Genomic DNA, 22960 nt, shown 5'->3' on the forward strand with positions numbered 1-22960 from the left:
CTCCTACTGCGCCTGAATTCTCAGCTCAGCGCTACTACGCGCTCGGTGGCCAAGTAAACTGTTTAAATCACTCGACTTTGGCTTTACCAATTTAAACATTGGCAAATACAACTCAAAGTTAGCTAAGATCTGCTCAGCTCGGGTTGAGCTCGTTAAATCTAAATGCTCTGCAATTAAACCGCGTAGATGCTCTTGGTGCGATGCCAGCGCTTTGAGATCTACCAGCTCGACCAGCTCAGGGTTGATCCGCTTATCAAAATCATTTTCTTCATCAAGTATATAGGCAAAACCACCGGTCATGCCTGCGCCAAAGTTAACGCCAACTTGACCAAGCACACACACCACACCTCCCGTCATGTATTCGCAGCCATTATCGCCAAGCCCTTCAACAACCGCTTGTACACCCGAGTTACGCACAGCAAAGCGCTCGCCAGCTCGACCTGCTGCAAACAGCTTGCCGCCGGTCGCGCCATACAAACAAGTATTACCGATGATAGCCGCCTGATGAGAGGCAAAGCTTGAGCCGACAGGAGGACGCACCACTAGCTTTCCACCAGCCATCCCTTTACCAACATAATCGTTAGCATCACCGACTAATGTCATTTCAAGGCCACCCGCGTTCCACACCCCAAACGATTGCCCTGCAGTACCATGTAACTCGAGTGCAATTGGATCTGCTGCCATACCTTGGTTACCATGCTTGCTGGCGATATAACCAGACAGCATTGCACCAATAGAGCGATCCGTATTGGCAATACGACTCACCAACGAGATACCCGTCATTTCATCGATTGCCGTCTTAGCTTTCGCTAGTAAGCTTTCGTTTAACGCACCACTGTAATGTGATGGATTAGTATGGGTGCAATACAGCGCTTCATTTGACGGATTGTTCGGCTTCGCTAACAGCGGACTTAAGTCGAGCTTTTTCTGCTTCGCAGTATTACCCTCAATGGCTTCAAGTAAATCCGTTCTCCCAATCAAATCGGTGAGTTTTGTGACTCCCAAAGCCGCCATCAGTTCACGAGCCTCTTGTGCAATAAACTTAAAGTAGTTCATCGCCATTTCTGGCAATCCGTGATAATGCTTTTGACGCAACGTATCATCTTGCGTCGCAACACCGGTTGCACAGTTATTAAGGTGACAGATCCGCAGGTATTTACAGCCAAGCGCAACCATAGGGCCTGTGCCAAAGCCAAAGCTCTCAGCACCCAAAATTGCTGCTTTAATAATATCTAAGCCGGTTTTTAAGCCGCCATCTGTTTGCAATCGAATGCGGTGGCGTAGACCATTTTCAACCAGCGCCTGTTGCGTTTCAGCAAGGCCAAGCTCCCAAGGGCTACCTGCATACTTTACTGATGTCAGCGGACTCGCCCCAGTACCACCGTCATAACCGGCAATGGTAATGAGATCGGCATACGCTTTAGCAACACCAGTCGCAATCGTGCCGACACCGGGTTCTGAAACCAGCTTGACCGAGATCATCGCTTCAGGGTTGACCTGTTTGAGGTCAAAAATAAGCTGAGCTAAGTCTTCAATCGAATAAATATCGTGATGCGGCGGCGGCGAAATCAAAGTGACACCAGGAACCGAATAGCGTAGCTTCGCGATGTAAGGGGTGACTTTTTCACCCGGCAGCTGACCACCCTCGCCCGGTTTTGCCCCTTGCGCAACTTTGATTTGAATAACGTCGGCTGAACGCAAATAATGTGGTGTCACACCAAATCGGCCAGAAGCAACTTGCTTAATACGCGAATTTTTTTCTGTACCAAAACGTAGCTTATCCTCACCACCCTCACCAGAGTTAGAGCAGCCACCGAGGCGATTCATTGCAATCGCTAACGCCTCATGTGCCTCTGGTGATAAAGCCCCGATACTCATCGCTGCCGAATCAAAACGTTTGTATAGCTCAGTCGCAGGCTCAACATCGTTGATGTCGATTGCTTGTTGCGCCGTATTAAGCTTAAGCATGTCTCGCAGATTCGTAATTGGACGGTTATTTACCAGCTCCGCGTATTTAACGTAGTCTTGATAGTTACCCGAACGAACTGCGGTCTGCAAAGTTTGCACGACATCTGGGTTATATGCATGGTATTCACCACCATGCACATACTTTAATAATCCACCGTGTGATAGTAGTTTACGCTTGCTAAATGCCAATTTATTGAGTTGTTGTTGCTCCAAGGCAAAGTCGTCAAAACACGCACCTTTAATACGGTTTGCAACCCCTTTAAAGCACAATTCAACCACCTCATCGGATAAACCGACGGCTTCAAACAACATCGAACAACGATAGGAAGCAATGGTGCTGATCCCCATCTTCGACATGATTTTATATAAACCTTTGTTAATCGCGCCGCGATAAGACAGAGTCACCTCGCGGTAAGACTTTTTAATGATCTTCTTATCACACATTGCAACAAGGGTTTCGTAGGCTAGATAAGGATAAATCGCTGTTGCGCCAAAACCTAACAGAACAGCAAACTGGTGCGGATCTCTCACGCTACCTGTTTCAACCAAAATATTGGTATCGCAGCGCAGGTTGCCATCCACTAGTCGCCTTTGTACTGCCCCCACGGCCATCGCCGCTGGGATGACTTGTGTACCGGCAGCAATTTCTCGGTCACTGAGCACTAACATCACGCATCCAGAGCCTGCTTTTGCAACCGCTTCATCACAAATGCGCTTGATTGCATCTTGCAATGACTCTTGAATATCGTAAATCAATGAAATTTTGCACGCACAGTAATGGTCATCATCGGCTGTTAATAGCTGCTGCATATCAGAATAAGTCAGTACCGGCGAGGCAAACTGTAAACGTTTAGCATGACCTGTGGTTTCGTTGAAAACGTTTTGCTCACGACCAATACAAGTCGCCAGTGACATTACATGATTTTCTCGTAACGGATCGATTGGCGGGTTCGTGACCTGAGCAAACTTCTGGCGGAAGTAGTCAAATATTGAACGGTGTCCTTCAGATAGCACTGCAAATGGCGTATCGTCACCCATTGAACCAGTTGCTTCTTGGCCATTTTCACCCATCACACGGATCACTTGGTCGAGCTCTTCGTTGGTATAGCCAAACTGCTTCTGATAGGTCAACAAGGTTTCATCGTCAAGATCGCGCTTACCAGCCGCTTTTTCATCTAGTGCTTCAAATGGCGTTAAACGCTTAACGTTTTGCTCAAGCCAAGTTTTGTATGGATGTCTGGATTTCAAATCTTGATCGATTTCATCGGACTGCCAAATCTTGCCATGTAAAGTATCAACCACCAGTAATTCACCTGGACCCACGCGACCTTTTTCGATAACTTCATCTGGCGCGTAATCCCAGATACCCACCTCTGAGGCAAGCGTAATAAAGCCGTCTTGTGTGATCACATAACGAGCAGGACGAAGACCATTACGGTCCAAATTACAGGCAGCAAAGCGCCCATCAGACATAACGATGCCAGCAGGGCCATCCCACGGTTCCATATGCATGGAGTTAAAGTCATAGAATGCGCGTAGGTCTTCATCCATGGCACGATTTTTTTGCCATGCAGGTGGTACTAACATACGCATAGCGCGGAATAAGTCCATGCCACCAGCTAAAAATAGCTCTAGCATGTTATCTAAACTAGACGAGTCAGAACCCGTTTCATTGACAAACGGTGCCGCATTTTGCAAATCTGGTAATAAAGGTGACGCGAACTTGTAAGCACGTGCCCTCGCCCACTGACGGTTACCTTCAATGGTATTGATCTCACCATTGTGAGCTAAATAGCGGAATGGTTGCGCCAACGGCCATCGAGGCTGTGTATTGGTTGAAAAGCGTTGATGGAATACGCAAATCGCACTGGTCATCCGCATATCAGCAAGATCCGTATAAAAATTCGGTAGATCCGCCGGCATCATTAAGCCTTTGTAGATAGTCACTAAACCGGACAAACTACAAATATAAAACTGCTCATCTTGTTCTAAACGCTTTTCTATGCGTCGTCTTGCTATATATAGACGACGCTCTAAATCTTTAGGACGCCACCCTTCTGGAGCACCGACAAAAACCTGTTTAAACTGCGGTAATTGTGCTTTAGCAATAGGACCAAGCATAGATGGATCGGTGGGTACTTCACGCCAACCTATGAGCGTCAGTGTTTCTTTTTCTAATTCTTCACTGATCACTTTTTCAGCCGCAGCTGCAAGCTCATAGTCCTGATTTAAAAATAGCATACCTACCGCATAGTTTTTGCCTACATGCCAATCGTTTTCAGCTGCGACGGCGCGGAAAAAACTATCCGGCTTTTGTAATAACAGACCGCAACCATCACCGGTTTTACCATCTGCAGAAATACCACCTCGGTGCTGCATGCGGTCCAAACCTGTGATTGCTGTACGGATCAGTTTGTGACTCGGCTGACCGCTTACATGCGCAATCAAGCCAAATCCACAGTTATCTTTTTCTAATTTTGAGTCGTATAACATAGACTCCTCCCCTTGCTACAACGGCCAGCCCATGACGGTACGACGAAATGCTGGCAGATATTCAAAATTAGCCTTGATTGAAAGTAGAGTCAACACAAATATGAATACATATTCATAAACTTGAATATTTCTCATTGGTAAGACAAGTTAGCCAAAATCGTAATAAATTTGCCACTTTGAAAATAGTGAATATAAATTTGCAAAATGACACCGGTATCACACCAATAAAAATGCAACGAGACACAACCAAAAGCAAACGTTTACGTAAACGTAAACCAAGGTAAAAATGAATAATTATTCACTTTTTGGATTTTATAGAACTCAATATCGAAGCACGTTCGATTACACTGTTTATATAGGTATGCAAAACAGAGAGCGTTTTTAGCTTGACGCTAACGTCAACTTGAGTTGATAAAAATAAGCGAGTAGCTCTAAGTTAGATAAACGCGAATAGCGTTAATGAAAGTGTCGATACCTTAAATTCAATGAACTTCTGGTTTTCAACCAAACATCAGACAAAAAGACTTGCTAAGAAAAGTAGGTAGGAAGATATTAGAAGATTTTTAGACAATAAAGCATGGCAGAGTATCTACTCTGCCATAAGCGGTTAGCTTATTCCGCTGCTGCTTCGTCTTTCTTATATTTAGCTGCTGTTTCAGCAATAAGAGGTTGAAGCTCACCCTTTTGGAACATCTCAATGATGATGTCACAACCACCGATTAACTCACCTTCGACCCAAAGCTGTGGGAAAGTTGGCCAGTTCGCATAATGCGGTAGTTCAGCACGAATGTCTGGATTTAATAAAATGTCAACATAAGCAAACTGCTCACCACACGCCATCAAAGCCTGAGATGCCTGCGAAGAGAAACCACAGTTAGGGAGTTTTGGCGACCCTTTCATATATAGGATGATTGGATTTTCTTCGATCTGCTGTTTAATCTTGTCAATAGTTTCCATTAGTTACCTCAAAATGACGTTTCGTCCAATGCTAATCAATATTTAGTTTAGCATCGGCGTTTTAGCTTGCTACTCACTTTAACAACACCTGTTGCATTCATAATGCCAAGCTTTAAGCAGCGGTAGAATCTCGGGATACATGGCTAAAATAAGCATGACCGCCTGTCATGATGTTCTACACTTTGACTGCTATTAGGCATATGTTCACAAAGAATGTGTATTATAAGTCATTAAGTCACTGGCACGCATTGCTGTTTGCCAAAACTTGAGTAAAATAGTCAGGAATTATAGTATCACTATATAGGCCAATGGTATAGAAAAGTGGGCTGATGTTAGCTACCTTTCGTATGCGTTATTGGCAAATCAACCAAAAAATGGAGATTAATATGGCATTTGAACTACCGTCACTACCTTATGCACTAAATGCTCTTGAGCCGCACGTTTCTCAAGAGACGCTAGAATTCCACCACGGTAAGCACCACAACACATACGTTGTAAAGCTTAACGGTCTTATCGAAGGTACTGACTTTGAAGGTAAATCACTAGAAGAGATCGTATGTAGCTCTGAAGGTGGTGTTTTCAACAATGCTGCTCAAATCTGGAACCACACTTTCTACTGGCACAGCCTTGCGCCAAATGCAGGTGGCGAACCAACAGGTAAAGTTGCTGAACTAATTAATGCAAAATGGGGCTCATTCGCAGCATTCCAAGAAGCTTTCAACGACAAAGCAGTTAACAACTTTGGCTCAAGCTGGACTTGGTTAGTACAACTAGCTGACGGCTCTCTAGATATCGTTAACACTTCAAATGCAGCGACTCCGCTGACTGAAGAAGGTGTTACCCCTATCATCACAGTTGACCTGTGGGAACACGCTTACTACATTGATTACCGTAATGTTCGTCCTGATTACCTTAAAGGTTTCTGGGCACTTGTTAACTGGGATTTCGCTAACAGCAACCTAGCTTAACATCAACTATCAGTATTGATGCAACAATGGGGCGCAAAAGCGCCCTTTTTCATGCCTGTAACTCAACATTAATACATAAAAAATCTAGTTTTTTTTGGGTATTCTTCATATCACGACTAAGCTTTAAGTAACCTTTCCAAATCTGTGATCCGCAAACCACACCAAGTAGCTTATTGGAGGTCGTTATGACAATATTTGAACATTATCAGGCCAGATATGAAGCCGCGCAAGAAGAAGAGTACACCATCGCGGAATTTCTTGAAATTTGTAAGAATGACAAATCAGCCTATGCCAGCGCACCTGAGCGACTTCTGATGGCAATAGGCGAACCAGAAATGATCGATACGTCGAAAGATGCCAGACTTAGCAGGCTGTTTTCGAATAGAGTAATAGCTCGATACCCTGCCTTCAATGAGTTTTACGGCATGGAGGATGCCATTGAACAAATCGTATCGTATCTCAAACATGCAGCACAGGGGCTTGAAGAGTGCAAACAAGTACTCTATTTACTCGGCCCGGTAGGTGGTGGTAAATCGTCTATCGCAGAAAAGCTCAAGTATTTGATGCAAAAGGTGCCGGTTTATTCTTTAAAAGGCTCACCCGTTAATGACCACCCGCTTTGCTTGTTTAGCCCACAAGAAGATGCCGACCTACTTGAAAAAGAGTACGGCATTCCTGGGCGCTATATTAAAACGATAATGTCTCCATGGGCAACTAAACGCTTACATGAGTACAATGGAGATATTACACAATTTAAGGTCGTAAAACGTTACCCTTCCATTCTTGATCAAATTGCTATCGCGAAAACAGAGCCAGGGGATGAGAACAACCAAGATATCTCAGCGCTGGTGGGTAAAGTTGATATTCGTAAACTTGAGCATTTCGCTCAAAATGACCCTGATGCTTATGCGTATTCTGGCGCGCTATGTCTTGCGAACCAAGGTTTGATGGAATTTGTCGAGATGTTTAAAGCACCCATTAAGGTGCTACACCCGCTGCTAACTGCAACCCAAGAAGGCAACTACAATGGTACCGAGGGTATTTCCGCCCTACCATTTAGCGGCCTAATACTCGCTCACTCTAACGAGTCTGAATGGCAAACCTTTAAGAACAATAAAAACAACGAGGCATTTTTAGACCGTGTTTACATCGTCAAAGTGCCTTATTGTTTACGCGTGTCTGAAGAGGTCAAAATTTACGAGAAGCTTATTGAAAATAGTGAACTCAGGGAAGCCCCCTGTGCGCCTGGCACTTTAGAAACTTTAGCGAAGTTTTCAGCACTGTCTCGAATTAAAGAACCAGAGAACTCCAGTATCTATTCAAAAATGCGGGTTTACGATGGTGAAAGCTTAAAAGACACAGATCCAAAAGCTAAATCCTATCAAGAATACAGAGATTATGCAGGCGTTGACGAAGGCATGAACGGCCTTTCAACTCGCTTTGCCTTTAAGATCCTCTCTCGTGTGTTTAACTTTGACCATAGTGAAGTCGCAGCAAACCCTGTTCATTTGTTCTATGTACTTGAGCAGCAAATTGAGCGCGAACAATTTAACGCTGAAGTACAAGAGCGCTACCTAAGCCATCTAAAAGGGTATCTAATCCCACAATATGTCGAGTTTATTGGTAAAGAACTACAAACAGCTTACCTTGAGTCGTACTCTGAGTACGGCCAAAATATTTTCGACCGCTATGTTACCTATGCAGACTTTTGGATCCAAGATCAGGAATATCGTGACCCAGATACAGGTCAACTGTTTGATAGAGCCGCGCTTAACGGTGAGCTGGAAAAGATTGAAAAGCCAGCCGGTATTTCCAATCCAAAAGATTTCCGTAACGAGATAGTCAACTTTGTTTTAAGAGCAAGAGCCCATCACAATGGTGACAATCCAGTATGGACCAGCTATGAAAAACTAAGAACGGTTATCGAGAAGAAAATGTTCTCTAATACCGAAGACTTACTCCCTGTAATTTCATTTAATGCAAAAACCTCTGCCGAAGATCAGAAGAAGCACGAGGACTTTGTCAATCGTATGGTTGATAAAGGCTATACCCAAAAACAAGTTCGCCTACTTTCAGAATGGTATTTAAGAGTTAGAAAGTCACAGTAACTTGTTAGTATGAAGAGGGTGTTATATGGCGCATTTTATTGACCGCCGTCTTAACGGCAAAAATAAGAGCACTCTGAACCGCCAACGTTTTATCCGCCGCTACAAGAAGCAGATAAAGAAAGCGGTTTCAGAGGCCATCAACAAACGTAGTGTGACTGATATCTCCAGTGGCGAAAGCATTTCTATCCCACAACGAGATATCAGCGAGCCCACTTTCCATCAGGGAAAAGGGGGGGACAGAGAGCTCATTCACCCAGGTAACGATCAATTTTCAACGGGCGATCGGATCCAGCGCCCTCCTTCTGGGCAAGGTGGTGGATCAGGTGATGGCGAAGCAAGTAACCAAGGCGAAGGGCAAGACGATTTTGTATTCTCTATTTCAAAAGACGAATACTTAGACCTATTGTTTGAAGACTTGGAGTTACCCAACTTACAACAAAGCCAGTTAGATAAATTAATGCAAATGAAAACGCATCGAGCTGGCTTTTGTAATGATGGTATGCCTAGCAACTTAGATATCGTACGCAGTTTAAAAGGCTCAATGGCACGCCGTATTGCGATGACCTCAAGTAAACGCCGAGAGTTAAGGGAGTTGGAAGAAGAGCTGGCGAATATGCTTGCTGAACCGGTTCCTCCTCAACAGAAAATCAATGATATAGAACTGCGGATCCAAGTACTAAAAGAGCAAATAGCCGCGGTGCCTTTCATCGATAATTACGATTTACGCTTTCGTAATTACGAAAGGCGTCCACACCCCACCAGCAAAGCGGTTATGTTTTGCTTGATGGATGTGTCTGGTTCAATGGATCAAGCTACAAAAGACATGGCAAAACGTTTTTATATTTTGCTCTATCAGTTCTTAACCCGCACTTATAAAGATATTGAGGTAGTCTATATCCGCCATCATACCCAAGCAAAAGAAGTAGACGAGCAAGAGTTTTTCTACTCGCAAGAGACAGGTGGCACAATTGTCTCAAGTGCACTGAAATTAATGGATGAAATCATTCAAGAGCGTTATGCCCAAGGCGATTGGAATATTTACGCCGCACAAGCCTCTGACGGCGATAACTGGGCAGATGATTCTCCACAATGCACCCAGATACTCTCTAACAAACTACTTAAAATTGTCCGCTACTATGCGTATATAGAGATAACGACCCGTGCACACCAAAGTCTGTGGCGGGAGTATCAAGGAGTAGCCAACTCATTTGACAACTTTGCTATGCAGCACATTCGAGGCGTAGAGGATATTTATCCTATCTTTAGAGAATTGTTCAAGAAGAACAAAAATAAGCAAAGTGCGGCATAATTTTTGGGAGGTTGCGCGATGACATATCAGCCAATTGACGATGGTCCAGATTGGACCTTTGATTTACTTGATACTTATCATCAGGAAATTGCTCGTGTAGCCGAGCATTACAGACTTGACACATACCCAAATCAAATTGAGGTGATCACAGCAGAGCAGATGATGGATGCCTACTCAAGTGTGGGCATGCCAATTGGTTATGCACATTGGTCGTACGGTAAAAAATTTATCCAGACTGAGCAAACCTACAAACGAGGTCAAATGGGTCTTGCCTACGAGATTGTGATTAACTCTAATCCTTGTATTGCGTACTTAATGGAAGAAAATACCATGCCTATGCAGGCACTGGTGATGGCGCATGCGTGCTATGGTCATAATTCTTTCTTTAAAGGTAACTATCTATTTAAAACCTGGACAGATGCATCATCCATCATTGATTACTTGGTATTCGCTAAAAATTATGTCGCCAAGTGTGAAGAAAAGTACGGTATTGATGAGGTAGAAAACCTGATTGACTCTTGTCATGCGTTAATGAATTATGGGGTTGATCGATATAAAAGGCCGCAACGGATCTCTATGTTTGAGGAGCAAAAACGGCAAAAAGAACGGGAAGATTATTTGCAGTCCCAAGTTAATGAATTATGGCGAACCATTCCTAAAGGTGAAGATGAAGAAACCGACAACCGTGCTCGTTTCCCGTCAGAACCTCAGGAAAATATTCTATATTTTATCGAGAAAAATGCCCCATTGTTGGATTCTTGGCAACGCGAAATTATCCGTATTGTGCGTAAAGTATCACAGTACTTCTACCCGCAAAGACAAACTCAAGTCATGAATGAAGGCTGGGCTACATTTTGGCATTACACTATTTTGAACCACTTATATGACGAGGGAAAACTAAGTGACTCCTTTATGTTGGAGTTTTTGCAAAGTCATACCAATGTTGTGTATCAACCGCCATACAATAGTAAATTTTATTCAGGGATAAACCCCTATGCGCTTGGCTTTAATATGATGGTCGATATTCGCCGTATATGCGAAAACCCAACGGAAGAAGATAAACAGTGGTTCCCGGAATTTGCGGGGAGCAACTGGCTAGATACATTGCATTTTGCAATGCAAAATTTTAAAGACGAGAGCTTTATCAGCCAATTTTTATCTCCAAAGCTCATGCGCGACTTTAAACTTTTTACGATTGTCGACAAACAAAAATCTCCACATTTGGAAGTTGGCCCTATTCACGATGAAATGGGTTATCAACAACTTCGCAGCGCCCTTTCAGCGCAGTACAACCTCAGTAACCATGAGCCTAATATTCAAGTTTATGATGTAGATGTACGGGGAGATCGCTCACTTACGCTAAGGTATGTACCACAAGGCGGGATCCCACTTGCCGCTTCAAAGCAAGAAGTGATAAAGCACCTCTATCGCTTATGGGGATTTAGAGTGAAACTTGAACAAGTAGATGAAAATGGCAATCTCGAGCAGATAGCTCAATGCCCTGAAGAAGAAAGTGAATCGTAACTCTGTTAGTTTGACTTAGGAGCCGGCAAACAGGTTGTATTTGCCGTGACTCCTTTCCCATACTCAGGCGCCTTAAATTAGCTCCAACTTCTATATTGTGCCGCTCTGAGGTGTGTTGTTTAATTCAATACTGCTAATGCGAACACTTCCAACAGCAGAGTTTCGCTATTCAAAGTGCCGGTTACTTAAAGAAATTGAAGCTAAGTGGATAAATCCATACTTCCCCATTATTGGCTTTCATCGCGGCTATGATGGCAAATATAACATTAAGAATAGCTAAAACAACGAACCCTAAAATACCAACCGCAACAAAAACTAAAATACCGCAAATTATGGAGTAGATGATTAAGCTAATTAACCAGTTAATAGTAGCTTTTCCGTGTTGATCGATCGTTTCGCTTTTATCCTTATTCGTTGCCCACATAACTACTGGTAATACAAGCCCTAGCCCCGGAGCAACAAAGCTCGCCAGTTGGCTCAAATGCAATAACATACAGTATGTATTTAGCGGCATCCCCCAGTATTCATCATTATCGTTCATTTTTTCATTCCCTTTTATTGTTGTAAGTGATTACGCATTTCAAGCAGGTGTTTCATATTGACTGAAGTCTATAGGGGTATTTCTAATAAATCTCAGGTTAATGAATAAAAGTCATTTTTAGGCAGTACTCATAGGCTAAAGACCTCTAATGAGAACTCAACTCCCCACACCTCCATTAAAGCTAGATAAGCCATGATTTACAAGCCTTTTGATATCGAGAGCATAAGCGTGGGCATACCAGCTCTGGTTAACCGTTATAGTTTAAAGACAAGGGTTATTCAATTTTCACCAAGTAAATAATGTCTATTTAGACTAAGGCTTTACCAATTTTGGGTATAGATTTAAGATGAATCATGGGACTCCAATCCAGATGTAAAACCAATGGATCAATACAAAACCAAATTTGTTGTTGTTTATCTGATTGCCGCAATAATTACGGCCGCATGTCTTTTAATGAATGGACCGATGCGTCCAGGCTTGCCTCTTGATAACACGGTAATAATGCGTATGGAGTTTATTGCCGAAAACTTAGTATTGTGGCAGTGGTCTTGGATAGCTTGGATGTTCTCTGCACTAGGTCTTTTAGTATTTAGTGTTATTTTAGCAGATGAGCTCAAAGCAGACTTTAGAAAGCATGTTGGCCTGCTATTAGTCGCATTGGGTGTGGCCCCAGATCTAATTGCTGAAGTGATTTATGCCTTTGTTTTACCAAAAGTAGTTCATTTAGCCATGGGAGAATCTGTATTTTTACTGTTTGAGCATATTGCAACCCATCTAACTGGTTACTTAGGTAATGGCCTTTATAATTTAGGAGGGCTTACGTTAACCTGTTTAGCCATTAAACAAGGTATATTTAAAACCTGGGTGTCAGTGTGGGGGGTCACCGCTTGGATTTTAGGTTTATTACTGTCTGTATCTATCGCTGCTGGTCAACTTAAAGCTGCTGAGATATTTACTGCATCAAGTATGACTCTTAGTACACTTTGGATGATTATCTTTGCACATCAAGTTTTGAGGCCCAGATGGAATACGCAATCTTAAAATTAGTGCACATAGGTGCCTTGATTTTTTGGCTTGGCCCAGCCCTTGGTGCTTGGCTTGTGTTACAAGCAATAAAAAATGAAAATATAGGACCGGTGACCGCGAAGGTGGATCATGTATTCTTTCTCATGGTCACACTGGAACATGTGGCATTTATAGTTCTCTTATTAACAGGCTTTTCTATGGCTTTTTTAGCCGGATGGTTTACATCTCCATGGCTCCAGCAAAAGCTACTGGTGGTCGGTCTCGTGATTGTCCCATTAGAAATTGTCGATATTTTCTTGGGAAATTGGTTAGCAGCAAAGGCATCTAAAAGTGTCCATTTGGGTATTGCAAGCGCTCAGCAACTGCGCTGGTTAGCGCTCTATCACGGCCCTTTTACTAAACTTGCACTCTTAACCATACCGGTTTCAGCCGTTATTGTGATGTATTTAGCGGTAAGTAAGACGCCACTTTTATCACTTTAATTCGCAGAAATAACAGAACAAGACAGTTGATTTTTCTAACAGACCGCTGTTCATTCCACACTGATACTAAAAAGTTAGTGGGGTAAAAACTATAAAGTGGCAATATGAATAGAACCGCGCCGCGCTAAAGCCACTATATAAAGATAAATTTACTCGCTGGCCATGTCTTCAGAGTATACAGTTACCCGATTTCTTCCGCCCTCTTTAGAAACATACAACGCGCTGTCTGCCGCCTCAATCCATTGCTCATGTTTTTCAAACGACTCTTCGTACACGGCAACGCCAAGACTAACGGTAATCTTGATTTGCTGCTCATCGTAGTAAATTGATGAGTTCTCTATTAACGAGCGCAACCTTTCAGCGAAAGTGATTGCACCTTTTACGTCTGTGTCGAGCAAAGTCACCGCAAACTCTTCACCGCCGTAGCGGCCTGCAGTATCTGTTTCTCGCAGTGTTTTGCGTAGTAAGTCTGAGATATGGCGTATAGCCTCATCTCCACCACTATGACCGTATTCATCATTAATTCGCTTAAAGTGGTCAATATCAAACATAAGAAGTGCACTTTGACCCTGATTACGTTTCAAGCGCTTAAACTCTTGCTTTAGGCTCTCTTCCCAAAAACCGCGATTATGCAATTGCGTTAAACTGTCTGTGCGGCTAATTTTTTCTAATTGTTTATTCAACGATTCAAGTTCTAACTTATTGATTGCTTCGTCGGTTACATCGTATATGATCACACAAATATGCCCAACATCTCCCGTCACTGTGGTCAACGGGATAAAGGTCGCATTCTGATACATGTAATCAGCTTTGCCTGTGATAGGCCGATAATTTTTGAATCGGAAAATATACGGCTGCTGCTCCCAAATAGTAAACGATCGATTTTTTAACACGAATACAGGTTCAGCTTTTGATCTAAACCATTGCTCATCAATGCTTGGGAACAAGTCAAAAATGTCTTTATCTTTAACCGCACTCGGTAATAAACCGGAATGATTTTCCATAAAACCATTCCATATACATACCTTGTAGTCGCGATCGAGTACCACCAAGCCAACATCTACGGTGTTAAACATATCCATTAACCAATGGATTTCATTCATATCAAAATCGGCTGCAGGCATAGTTAATCATCCAATAAATAGGCTACTTTGTATTTTAATGTTTTAAGTGAGTCTTCTGTGAATAACAGCATAAGGTCACAGTTAATGTTGTGATGCTCAATGCCATAGCTAATCTCTATAGCGAGCGTTCTTTGCCATCTCGCTTTGTTGGCTTTCACAAGTTCAGCAACATCACAATGTTGACCAAGCACCACTGGGTGCCCTTGACTGAAAGACATATCGAGCTGCTTAGATAATCCCGTTAAAATTGCGCCAATCAAGATATTGCTAATATCCATTAAAAGCTCAAGCTCAACTTTGGTATTAAGATCGCCATGATAATTCATCAAAGACGCGATCTCTTTGAAACTAGAATCATTGAGCAGTAGCAGCGCTTCTCCGGAAACTCCACCGCCAATAAAACCTTGGCAAACGCCCGACGTAGTCGCGCTCGCATCAATCGCTTGCAGTGCCATATGCAGCTCGTTGACTTCGAGTACGTTGACGTTGGGAATAGGTAGTTCGACGAATACGTTTAGCAATCGCGCCAACAAATCACCCGCCTGCCCCATAGCAACGTTTGTAAGCTCTTGATAGATATCACGGATCTCAGGGTCTAGCTGCTCACCAAGTTTATGAACCAAGCTTTCTCTGATTGCTTTGTCTTTTATTCCATGATGCTCAATAATTTCAGCAAGTTTAGCTGCATCGCAGGGCTTACGGATAAAATCAATAGCGCCGAGTTCTATCACTCGTTGGTGCGCATTAGGTTGAATGTCGCCAGAAACAACGACAGTAAGCACAGATAAATCTTGCTCGCTGATGGCTTGCAGTACTTCGTAGCCATCCATCTGCGGCATATTTAGATCAAGGAATAGAATCTCTGGAGAGAGTGCTTTGATTTGTTTAATACAGTCGAGTCCATTCTCTGCAAATTCTACTTTAATGTCCCAGTCGTCTGGCAATGAACGCGCCAGCTGCCGACGGGCAAGTTTTGAATCGTCACAAATTAGGACTAGTGTTGACATACAAGCTCTCTTTCTGTTTCCCATGCGTATCGGCACGATGTCGGGAAGTTTTAGTTATAATTATGAGATTAAAGCTTAAAATTGCGACATATGTTAATAAAATGACGCCATCTTGACAATCTAAATGTCACTTAAGCTTGGTTAGTTACTGTCAGTATAATACACTCAAATCAATTAAGTTAACTTCAAAAGGAATACTTTATGCTGAAAGCGTTAGTTTTAGCGAGTGGTCTGTTTAGTGCGATATCATTGGCTTATGATTTACCTGAAAACTCGGTAGATATGGGCAAGGTAAAAGCGCAAGGTAAAGCGGTGGTATTGCTTGGTAATGGTGTAAAGCAAGGTCAGGCTGCACCGGATTTTAAGGTTGCCGATGCTGACTTCAGCCCTGTTACCCTGAAAGACTTTGAAAGTCGTGCAATTTTAATTAGTGTCGTACCGAGCCTAGACACTGGTACTTGTAGCCTACAAACAAAACATTTTAATGAGAAAGTAGCAAGCCAATTTCCAGATGTTGCCATGTTGACGATTAGTGCGGACTTGCCGTTTGCGCAAAAGCGCTTTTGCAAAGCAGAAAATATCGACAAGGTTAAAACACTATCAGACGCCGTATGGCATTCTTTTGGTGAAAACTATGGTTTGTTGATTAAAGATATGGGCCTGCTCAGTCGTGCGATTTTTGTGCTAGATAAGGAACACAAAATTGTTTACAAGCAGCTGGTAGAAAATTTAGCAAAAGAGCCAAACTACGAAGAAGTCGTTGGCGCACTGAAGAGTCTATAGCCTCACTATATACTCTCATCAATAAACACAAAAAAGCCGGTCACTTAACAATGACCGGCTTTTTCAATTCGTTATACTAATTTATTACTTAATTAATTTTACTTTTGTAGATCTAGCATTAGCTTGTTAAGACGGCTTACAAAGCCCGCTGGATCTTTCAGGCTACCACGCTCTGCAAGCATTGCTTGGTCTAGTAGTACTTCTGCCCATTGTCCAAACTTGTCTTCGTCTTGTTCGTTATTCAAATGCTTAACCAATTGGTGCTCTGGGTTAAGTTCAAATACCGGCTTAGACTCAGGCACGGCTTGACCCACCTGCTCCATTAGCTTTTGCATTTGCGAGCTCATATCATGATCATCTGCAACCACACACGCTGGAGAATCTGTTAAGCGGTGCGTAAAGCGTACTTCTTTCACTTTATCGCCAAGTGCTGTTTTCACACGCTCAACTAGACCTTCAACTTCCTTCTCACTTTCTTCGTGTGCTTTCTTCGTTTCTTCATCATCCATATCACCCAAGTCAAGGTCACCACGCGTGATTGACTGAAGTGGCTTCTCGTTGAATTCAGTGAGGTGGCTCATCATCCACTCATCAACGCGATCTGACAGCAACAGAACTTCAATACCTTTCTTACGGAAGATTTCAAGATGCGGAGAGCTCTTTGCTGCTTCAAAGCTATCAGCCACAACATAGTAAATCTTATCTTGGCCTTCTTTCATGCGCTCAATGTACTGCTCAAGCGATACGTTTTGCGTTTTCTCATCAGTATGCGTAGAGCTAAAGCGCAATAGTTTTGCAATAGCATCTTTGTTTGCGAAATCTTCAGCTGGACCTTCTTTGATCACATTACCAAACTCATTCCAGAATGCCTGATAATCTTCTGGTTTGTTTTTGCCCATGCGCTCAAGCATTTTAAGAACACGAGATGTACAGCCTTTACGAATAGCTTGAGTGATCTTGTTGTCTTGTAGGATCTCACGAGATACGTTAAGAGGTAAATCGTTAGAATCTAGTAAGCCTTTAACAAAGCGCAGGTAGCTTGGCATAAACTGCTCAGCGTCATCCATGATGAACACGCGTTGTACATAAAGTTTAAGGCCAGCTTGACGCTCACGATTGTATAAATCGAAAGGTGCCTTTTTAGGGATATAAAGTAGGCTGGTGTATTCAGTTTTACCTTCTACTTTATTGTGTGCCCAAGTGAGTGGCTCTTCCCAATCATGACCAACATGCTTATAAAACTCTTTATATTCTTCGTCGCTGATCTCAGATTTATCGCGAGTCCAAAGTGCTGTGGCTTTGTTGATCGCTTCCCACTCGCCAGGTTGCGCTTCAATTTTCTCACCATCTGGACCTTCAGATTCAGGAACTGGGTCTTTATAAAGTTCAACAGGAATTGAAATGTGATCTGAGTATTTAGTCACAATACCGCGAAGGCGATAAGTTTCAAGGAACTCACTTTCTTCTTCACGAAGATGCAGTGTGATCTCTGTACCACGCTCTGCTTTTTCGATTTCAGCAATCGTGAAGTCGCCTTCACCTTGCGATTCCCATTCCACTGCTTCTGACTCACCCGCTTTACGCGTACGAACCGTTACTTTATCAGCAACAATGAATGCGGAATAGAAACCAACACCGAACTGACCAATCAGCTGCGAGTCTTTTGCTTGGTCGCCTGTTAGGTTTTTAAAGAAATCAGCTGTACCAGATTTTGCGATGGTACCTAATGAGCTGATCACTTCGTCACGCGTCATACCAATACCATTGTCAGAAATGGTAATGGTTTTTGCATCTTTGTTTACGCTTAAGCGAACACGTAGCTCTGCGTCACCTTCGTACAGGTCACCATTTTGCAAAGCTAAATAACGTAGTTTGTCAGCCGCGTCTGAAGCGTTAGATACTAATTCGCGTAAAAAGATCTCTTTGTTTGAATACAAAGAGTGGATCATTAGGTTTAATAATTGTTTGACTTCTGTTTGAAAGCCTAATGTTTCTTTTTGAGCTGCGGACATTGTTCTCTCCAATATAAGCAATTAATGCAGTGTTCTTTATCAATATGCTAGGTATATGGGGGAGGAGAAAAAACTTTCAAGAGACTGAACAAAATTTTTAACAAATCGCCCTGTTTTTTTAGATTCAATTGCTCCAAAAACAGGGCTTTTAGCAAGAAACGTTAAGATTAGAGCTTCTTACGCCCGCTAAACGCATGCATTAACGTCATACCGTCTACAAGGTCAAGCTCACCGCCGACAGGCATACCATGGGCAATACGTGACGCTTCAACCTGATATTTATGACATAACTCAGAAATATAATGTGCCGTTGCCTCGCCTTCCACCGTTGGGTTTGTCGCTAAGATAACTTCATTAATATTGCCAGCACTTAGCTTACGCTCAAGAACATCAAGGCCGATTTCATTGGGGCCAATTCCATCCAGAGGCGATAAATGCCCCATCAGTACAAAATACAGGCCATTAAATTGGCCCGTTTGTTCTATCGCCAATACATCCGTTGGTGATTCAACCACACAAAGCAGCCCTGTGTCTTGGCGCTTGATACTTTGGCAGATATCACACACCTCAACCTCACTAAATGTTCGGCAGCTTGAGCAATGACCAATGGCTTGCATCGCATGCGTCAGGCTTTGCCCCAGCTGGTTGCCGCCCTCTCTGTCTCGCTCTAATAAATGAAAGGCAATACGCTGCGCGGACTTAGGCCCAATGCCAGGTAAACAACGCAGCGCTTCAATAAGCGCCGTTAAACTTGGTGATAATTGCATAAATTCGTTTCTTGTGGCCCATGCAGTGCAAAAACACTGATAACAATGCCGAAATGATAAGGGATATTGTTGTTGATTTAAAGCTTGATCCTATTTCATACCCTTCCACTCCTTTTACAGTTTAAAAAAACATTCATCGCGAATTTCCCAACAATTCGACTCAAATGCTTGCAGCAAAAGCGTATTCGCTCGACAATGGCTCCATTCCCGATAGTAAGTACAATAACACAGCTGTCGGGCCTACTTCTCGAACCAAATAGAGACTACATAATGAAAAAAACGATAATAGCGAGTGCGCTTACAGCCATCATGCTGACGGCATGCTCTGAGCCACAAGTCACAACAAGTGAAGCCCAAAAAACAGAAAACGCAGCTGTAGCAACTGGTAAGGCTGAACTTGGCAGCTTTGGTGTTGACCTTAGTGCACGCGATGAAAGTGTAAAACCAGGCGATGATTTCTTTATGTACGCCAGCGGCACTTGGTACAAAAACTACGAAATGCCAGCAGACAAAACGCGTTTTGGTGCATTCTCAGCACTTGCTGAACGCAGTGAAGAACAAGTAAAAACCATTATCGAAGAAATTGCTAACGGTAAAAACCTTAATGCCGAAGAGCAGCTGATTGCCGATTTTTACAATGCTTATATGGATGTGGAAACCCTAAATAAGCTTGGTATCAAACCTATTCAACCACTACTTGCTGACATTGACGCCATTAGCAACACTGACGGCCTCACCAAAGCATTTGGACAATCTTGGCTAACTGGCGTCAATGCGCCGATAGGCGGTGGTATGTGGTTTAACCGTCTAGACCCAAATAAATATGAGATGTCGATGGGTGCTGGCGGACTTGGACTACCAGACCGCTCTTACTATTTAGAAGAAGCAGAGCGTTTCGTTAAAACTCGCGAAGCATACGTTGCACATATTGCCGATATGCTTAAATTTGCGGGTAAAGACAAACCGACTGAGCGCGCAGAAGCCATTCTTGCACTTGAAACTAAAATTGCTGAGGGCCACTGGCCACGTGAAAAACGCAGAAACCGTGACCTGACATTAAATCAAGTTAAACGTGACGAGCTAGCAACACTATACCCAGGCTTTAATTGGGATTTATATTTTGCTGAAACAGGCTACAAAGTGCCTCAGCTAAATATGTCTCAGCCAGAGCCGATCAAAGCAATGATTGCGCTTATCAACTCTGAAGACTTGGCCGTTTGGAAAGACTATCTAACTTATCATGCAGTTAGCGGCAATGCGTCGCTGCTGTCTGAAGATATCTTCAATACTAACTTTGAATTTTATGGCAAACATTTAAGTGGTCAACAAGAACCACGTGCTCGTTGGAAACGCGCTATCAGCGAAATGTCTGGTACTACTTCGCTTGGCTTTGCAATTGGTAAAGTTTACGTTGCCCGTTACTTCCCTGAGTCTTCTAAAAAACAAATGTCAGAATTGGTTGAAAACCTACGCACCGCGCTCGGTGAAAGGATTGAAGGCCTAGACTGGATGGGTGAAGAAACAAAAGTAAATGCTCAAGCAAAACTTGCCGCATTTACTCCTAAGATTGGCTACCCTGACAAATGGCAATCATTTGATGGGTTAATCCTAACCCGTGATAACTTAATGACGAATGTGAAAAACCTACGTGAGTTTTTCCGCAATGACAGCATCGCCAAAGAGCTTGAAAAAACAGATCGTAACCGCTGGGGTATGACACCACAACGCGTTAACGCCTACTACAACAGCTCGTTTAATGAAATCGTTTTCCCAGCGGCAATTCTACAACCGCCATTCTTCGACCCAAATGCAGATCCTGCAGTAAACTACGGCGGTATTGGCGCGGTGATAGGGCACGAAATGGGCCACGGCTTTGACGACCAAGGTTCTAAATCAGATGCCAACGGTATTCAACGTAACTGGTGGACCGATTCAGATCGCGCTGCTTTCGAAGAAAAAGCAGACAAGCTCGCGGCACAGTACAACCAATATGAGCCTATTGAGGGTAACTTTGTGAATGGTCGTAACAGCCTTGGCGAAAACATCGGTGACGTGGGCGGCCTTGCAATGGCTTATCATGCATATAAACTGAGCCTAAACGGCAAAGAAGCACCGGTGATTGATGGCTTGACTGGCGATCAACGTTTCTTCCTTGCTTGGGCACAAGTATGGAAAGAAAAGCGTACAGAGCAAAGCATGCTAAACCAGCTACGCGCAGGTACACACGCACCGGGTCAATTTAGAGCGCTTGCACCTCGCAACCATGATGCATGGTATAAAGCGTTTGACGTTAAACCGGGTGACAAACTTTACCTAGCACCTGAAGAGCGCGTGCGTATTTGGTAATAACTTAAATCCCAAAGCATGACCTGCCGTCACTGGTAGGTTGTGCTGCTTTAACGCCGAGCAATACGCTTTTGCTTGGTTAAGTATGCCCCGCATAATCCGCTTAAAAAGCCAAAAATATGACTTGAACTACTCGTCTGTGCCGAAAAATCAAATAATGTCGCTAAAAAGCTAATATTAGCATAGTAAGTCAATACCAGCAGAGCTACAAAACTAACAATGCCAAGCACATCGCGATTGAATAGCGCAGCACCCAGCAGTAAGCCAAAGTAACCCATTACAATGCCTGATGCACCAATGTGATTAGCATGTCCAGCAAACAGCCACACCATTAGTCCTGTAGCAACCATAATAAAAAAAGTTGCTCGCTTAAACCTCGGTAATCGGGCTGCCAAATAGCCGCTAATACTTAAGCCGAGCAAATTACTCAGCAAATGTCCCCAGCTACCATGTATAAAAGGCGCGGTTAACACACCACTCAAATGATGTACATTATGCGGTACAATCCCAAAACGATAGACAGGTAAGCCAAAAATACCACCTAACACCTGTACGAGACACATCACTGCCATCGCGTACAAAACTAACTTAAAATTGGGCGGAAAAACCAGTGCACGTTTACTCATCTTACTTCCATATACAGACAAAAATAGCGCCTTATTAAGCGCTATTTCGAATAGATTTGCAAACTCAGTCCAAGTGAACTTTACATACTTAGTGTTGTAGTTACGATCCGTCCACTTTCATAAGATTAAGACGCGACCTTTGGGAGAAATGAAATATCCACATGGTATTTGCTCGGATTTCCTTCTTCAATTAACACCGTTATCTCTTCTCGGTCTATGTGATTGGTTGGATCAAACCATATATTATCACTATTAAAAATATGCAATTGCGATGTTGATGGGTTTCTCCATTGTGCACAAATTTGGTAAGGGTTTTTGCCGTTAAACTCTATTCTACGGTTAACTTCAACACTCTGAAACTTAGCCACCACTGGTGTCCCTTTTTCCTTTAGATACTTCACTTTCTTATTTTTTGACGCGCCAAATAAGATAATTGAAAGTCCAATAAGGAAAAATACAGAGCCTATTCCAGCTAGGATCATAACTCCGCCCCAAAGCGAGAAAGTATCGTTAATTTCAGCTTTTTCGATTGATTCTTCTAGATAAACGACGCTTACAACCTCTCCTATTGAATATCTGTTAGGACCGCCCCCAGTAGAGGACACAAACTCCGCTATTTCGCCATTTTTGGTGCGGAATTTAACGAAAGGAGCATAGGTATCCGAGTCTTCAGACTGGGAACGAATAAGGTCTACCACTGTGCCTTCGGTAATGATTGCACGGTCTAGGAAGTCTTGGGTACTGTTGTACATAAAAAGCGATCCGATTAACAGTGCGGACCCAATCAGAGTGAAAATGTATTTAACTATCACGAGCAACTCCTTTTTGCTGGAATGATTTTATAAATTAAATATGCGTAGTATGCATAACGCGTTGTTGGATCAGACTAAACTAGTTCGACCTAGAATGTAGACGTTAT

The 22960-nt window shown here is 43.0% G+C and carries 17 protein-coding genes; 8 read left to right on the top strand and 9 right to left on the bottom strand.

Features of this window, described 5'->3' with window-relative positions; all coding sequences use genetic code 11:
* Positions 1 to 3: 3 nt before the first annotated feature.
* Together gltB and A587_RS0113250 are read right to left on the bottom strand one after the other, a co-directional pair.
* Positions 4 to 4461 carry a glutamate synthase large subunit gene (gltB, locus tag A587_RS0113245; protein ID WP_017217988.1) on the bottom strand — a complete coding sequence of 1486 codons (4458 nt, stop codon included), beginning with the start codon at positions 4459 to 4461 and terminating at the stop codon, positions 4 to 6.
* Positions 4462 to 5073: 612 nt separating this feature from the next.
* On the bottom strand, positions 5074 to 5418 hold the full coding sequence (locus A587_RS0113250; RefSeq protein ID WP_010375406.1) for a Grx4 family monothiol glutaredoxin: 345 nt from the start codon (positions 5416 to 5418) through the stop codon (positions 5074 to 5076).
* Positions 5419 to 5804: 386 nt separating this feature from the next.
* Here A587_RS0113250 and A587_RS0113255 point away from each other — a divergent pair, with 386 nt between their 5' ends.
* The 4 genes from A587_RS0113255 to A587_RS0113270 all read left to right on the top strand — a co-directional run bounded on the left by A587_RS0113255 (position 5805) and on the right by A587_RS0113270 (position 11327).
* Complete coding sequence (locus tag A587_RS0113255) at positions 5805 to 6386, top strand: Fe-Mn family superoxide dismutase (RefSeq protein WP_010375405.1); 582 nt, start codon at positions 5805 to 5807, stop codon at positions 6384 to 6386.
* A 185-nt stretch (positions 6387 to 6571) separates the two neighbouring features.
* Positions 6572 to 8494 (top strand): PrkA family serine protein kinase, encoded by a 1923-nt coding sequence (locus A587_RS0113260; RefSeq protein ID WP_017217990.1) that lies wholly within the window; start codon positions 6572 to 6574, stop codon positions 8492 to 8494.
* Positions 8495 to 8519: 25 nt separating this feature from the next.
* The gene (locus A587_RS0113265) at positions 8520 to 9803 is read left to right on the top strand and encodes a YeaH/YhbH family protein (RefSeq protein WP_010606430.1); all 1284 of its coding nucleotides are present in this window, start codon (positions 8520 to 8522) and stop codon (positions 9801 to 9803) included.
* A gap of 18 nt (positions 9804 to 9821) precedes the next feature.
* Entirely contained in the window at positions 9822 to 11327 is a 1506-nt protein-coding gene (locus A587_RS0113270) for a SpoVR family protein (RefSeq protein WP_017217991.1), read from the top strand.
* Positions 11328 to 11508: 181 nt separating this feature from the next.
* On the opposite strand, the gene A587_RS0113275 is transcribed toward A587_RS0113270, so the two are convergent.
* Entirely contained in the window at positions 11509 to 11868 is a 360-nt protein-coding gene (locus A587_RS0113275; RefSeq protein ID WP_017217992.1) for a DUF4870 domain-containing protein, read from the bottom strand.
* 381 nt (positions 11869 to 12249) lie between these two features.
* On the opposite strand from A587_RS0113275, the gene A587_RS0113280 reads away from it, so the two are divergent.
* Positions 12250 to 12909, top strand: coding sequence for a hypothetical protein (locus A587_RS0113280; protein ID WP_017217993.1), 660 nt, complete (start codon positions 12250 to 12252; stop codon positions 12907 to 12909).
* A complete protein-coding gene (locus A587_RS0113285) occupies positions 12891 to 13376 on the top strand; it encodes a DUF2269 family protein (RefSeq protein WP_017217994.1) in 486 nt (161 codons plus the stop codon). The genes A587_RS0113280 and A587_RS0113285 overlap by 19 nt, the downstream gene beginning before the upstream one ends.
* A gap of 149 nt (positions 13377 to 13525) precedes the next feature.
* On the opposite strand, the gene A587_RS0113290 is transcribed toward A587_RS0113285, so the two are convergent.
* A complete protein-coding gene (locus tag A587_RS0113290; protein ID WP_010375394.1) occupies positions 13526 to 14500 on the bottom strand; it encodes a sensor domain-containing diguanylate cyclase in 975 nt (324 codons plus the stop codon).
* A gap of 2 nt (positions 14501 to 14502) precedes the next feature.
* Positions 14503 to 15507 (bottom strand): response regulator, encoded by a 1005-nt coding sequence (locus A587_RS0113295; RefSeq protein ID WP_010375391.1) that lies wholly within the window; start codon positions 15505 to 15507, stop codon positions 14503 to 14505.
* Between the two features lie 201 nt (positions 15508 to 15708).
* Here A587_RS0113295 and tpx point away from each other — a divergent pair, with 201 nt between their 5' ends.
* Positions 15709 to 16290: a thiol peroxidase gene (tpx, locus tag A587_RS0113300; protein WP_017217995.1), complete on the top strand. Its 582-nt coding sequence runs from the start codon at positions 15709 to 15711 to the stop codon at positions 16288 to 16290.
* A gap of 98 nt (positions 16291 to 16388) precedes the next feature.
* On the opposite strand, the gene htpG is transcribed toward tpx, so the two are convergent.
* The gene (gene htpG / locus A587_RS0113305; RefSeq protein ID WP_017217996.1) at positions 16389 to 18302 is read right to left on the bottom strand and encodes a molecular chaperone HtpG; all 1914 of its coding nucleotides are present in this window, start codon (positions 18300 to 18302) and stop codon (positions 16389 to 16391) included.
* 167 nt (positions 18303 to 18469) lie between these two features.
* Entirely contained in the window at positions 18470 to 19069 is a 600-nt protein-coding gene (recR, locus tag A587_RS0113310) for a recombination mediator RecR (RefSeq protein WP_017217997.1), read from the bottom strand.
* Positions 19070 to 19339: 270 nt separating this feature from the next.
* Between recR and A587_RS0113315 the strand changes: the two genes are divergently transcribed.
* Positions 19340 to 21415, top strand: coding sequence for a M13 family metallopeptidase (locus A587_RS0113315; RefSeq protein WP_017217998.1), 2076 nt, complete (start codon positions 19340 to 19342; stop codon positions 21413 to 21415).
* 50 nt (positions 21416 to 21465) lie between these two features.
* On the opposite strand, the gene A587_RS0113320 is transcribed toward A587_RS0113315, so the two are convergent.
* Both A587_RS0113320 and A587_RS24735 read right to left on the bottom strand, forming a co-directional pair.
* Positions 21466 to 22041 carry a rhomboid family intramembrane serine protease gene (locus A587_RS0113320; protein WP_017217999.1) on the bottom strand — a complete coding sequence of 192 codons (576 nt, stop codon included), beginning with the start codon at positions 22039 to 22041 and terminating at the stop codon, positions 21466 to 21468.
* A gap of 125 nt (positions 22042 to 22166) precedes the next feature.
* Entirely contained in the window at positions 22167 to 22793 is a 627-nt protein-coding gene (locus A587_RS24735) for a DUF3592 domain-containing protein (protein WP_232288065.1), read from the bottom strand.
* Between the last annotated feature and the right edge of the window lie 167 nt (positions 22794 to 22960).

It is taken from the genome of Pseudoalteromonas sp. NJ631 (assembly GCF_000276645.1).
GTDB lineage: Bacteria > Pseudomonadota > Gammaproteobacteria > Enterobacterales > Alteromonadaceae > Pseudoalteromonas > Pseudoalteromonas piscicida.

Excerpts from the sequence above, each read along its gene's own strand:
- A587_RS0113295 (WP_010375391.1), bottom strand. The coding sequence starts at position 15,507 with ATGTCAACACTAGTCCTAATTTGTGACGATTCAAAACTTGCCCGTCGG.
- recR (WP_017217997.1), bottom strand. The coding sequence starts at position 19,069 with ATGCAATTATCACCAAGTTTAACGGCGCTTATTGAAGCGCTGCGTTGT.
- A587_RS0113315 (WP_017217998.1), top strand. The coding sequence starts at position 19,340 with ATGAAAAAAACGATAATAGCGAGTGCGCTTACAGCCATCATGCTGACG.
- A587_RS0113250 (WP_010375406.1), bottom strand. The coding sequence starts at position 5,418 with ATGGAAACTATTGACAAGATTAAACAGCAGATCGAAGAAAATCCAATC.
- A587_RS0113275 (WP_017217992.1), bottom strand. The coding sequence starts at position 11,868 with ATGAACGATAATGATGAATACTGGGGGATGCCGCTAAATACATACTGT.
- A587_RS0113285 (WP_017217994.1), top strand. The coding sequence starts at position 12,891 with ATGGAATACGCAATCTTAAAATTAGTGCACATAGGTGCCTTGATTTTT.
- gltB (WP_017217988.1), bottom strand. The coding sequence starts at position 4,461 with ATGTTATACGACTCAAAATTAGAAAAAGATAACTGTGGATTTGGCTTG.
- A587_RS0113270 (WP_017217991.1), top strand. The coding sequence starts at position 9,822 with ATGACATATCAGCCAATTGACGATGGTCCAGATTGGACCTTTGATTTA.
- A587_RS0113265 (WP_010606430.1), top strand. The coding sequence starts at position 8,520 with ATGGCGCATTTTATTGACCGCCGTCTTAACGGCAAAAATAAGAGCACT.
- htpG (WP_017217996.1), bottom strand. The coding sequence starts at position 18,302 with ATGTCCGCAGCTCAAAAAGAAACATTAGGCTTTCAAACAGAAGTCAAA.
- A587_RS24735 (WP_232288065.1), bottom strand. The coding sequence starts at position 22,793 with ATGTACAACAGTACCCAAGACTTCCTAGACCGTGCAATCATTACCGAA.
- A587_RS0113280 (WP_017217993.1), top strand. The coding sequence starts at position 12,250 with ATGGATCAATACAAAACCAAATTTGTTGTTGTTTATCTGATTGCCGCA.
- A587_RS0113260 (WP_017217990.1), top strand. The coding sequence starts at position 6,572 with ATGACAATATTTGAACATTATCAGGCCAGATATGAAGCCGCGCAAGAA.
- tpx (WP_017217995.1), top strand. The coding sequence starts at position 15,709 with ATGCTGAAAGCGTTAGTTTTAGCGAGTGGTCTGTTTAGTGCGATATCA.
- A587_RS0113290 (WP_010375394.1), bottom strand. The coding sequence starts at position 14,500 with ATGCCTGCAGCCGATTTTGATATGAATGAAATCCATTGGTTAATGGAT.
- A587_RS0113320 (WP_017217999.1), bottom strand. The coding sequence starts at position 22,041 with ATGAGTAAACGTGCACTGGTTTTTCCGCCCAATTTTAAGTTAGTTTTG.
- A587_RS0113255 (WP_010375405.1), top strand. The coding sequence starts at position 5,805 with ATGGCATTTGAACTACCGTCACTACCTTATGCACTAAATGCTCTTGAG.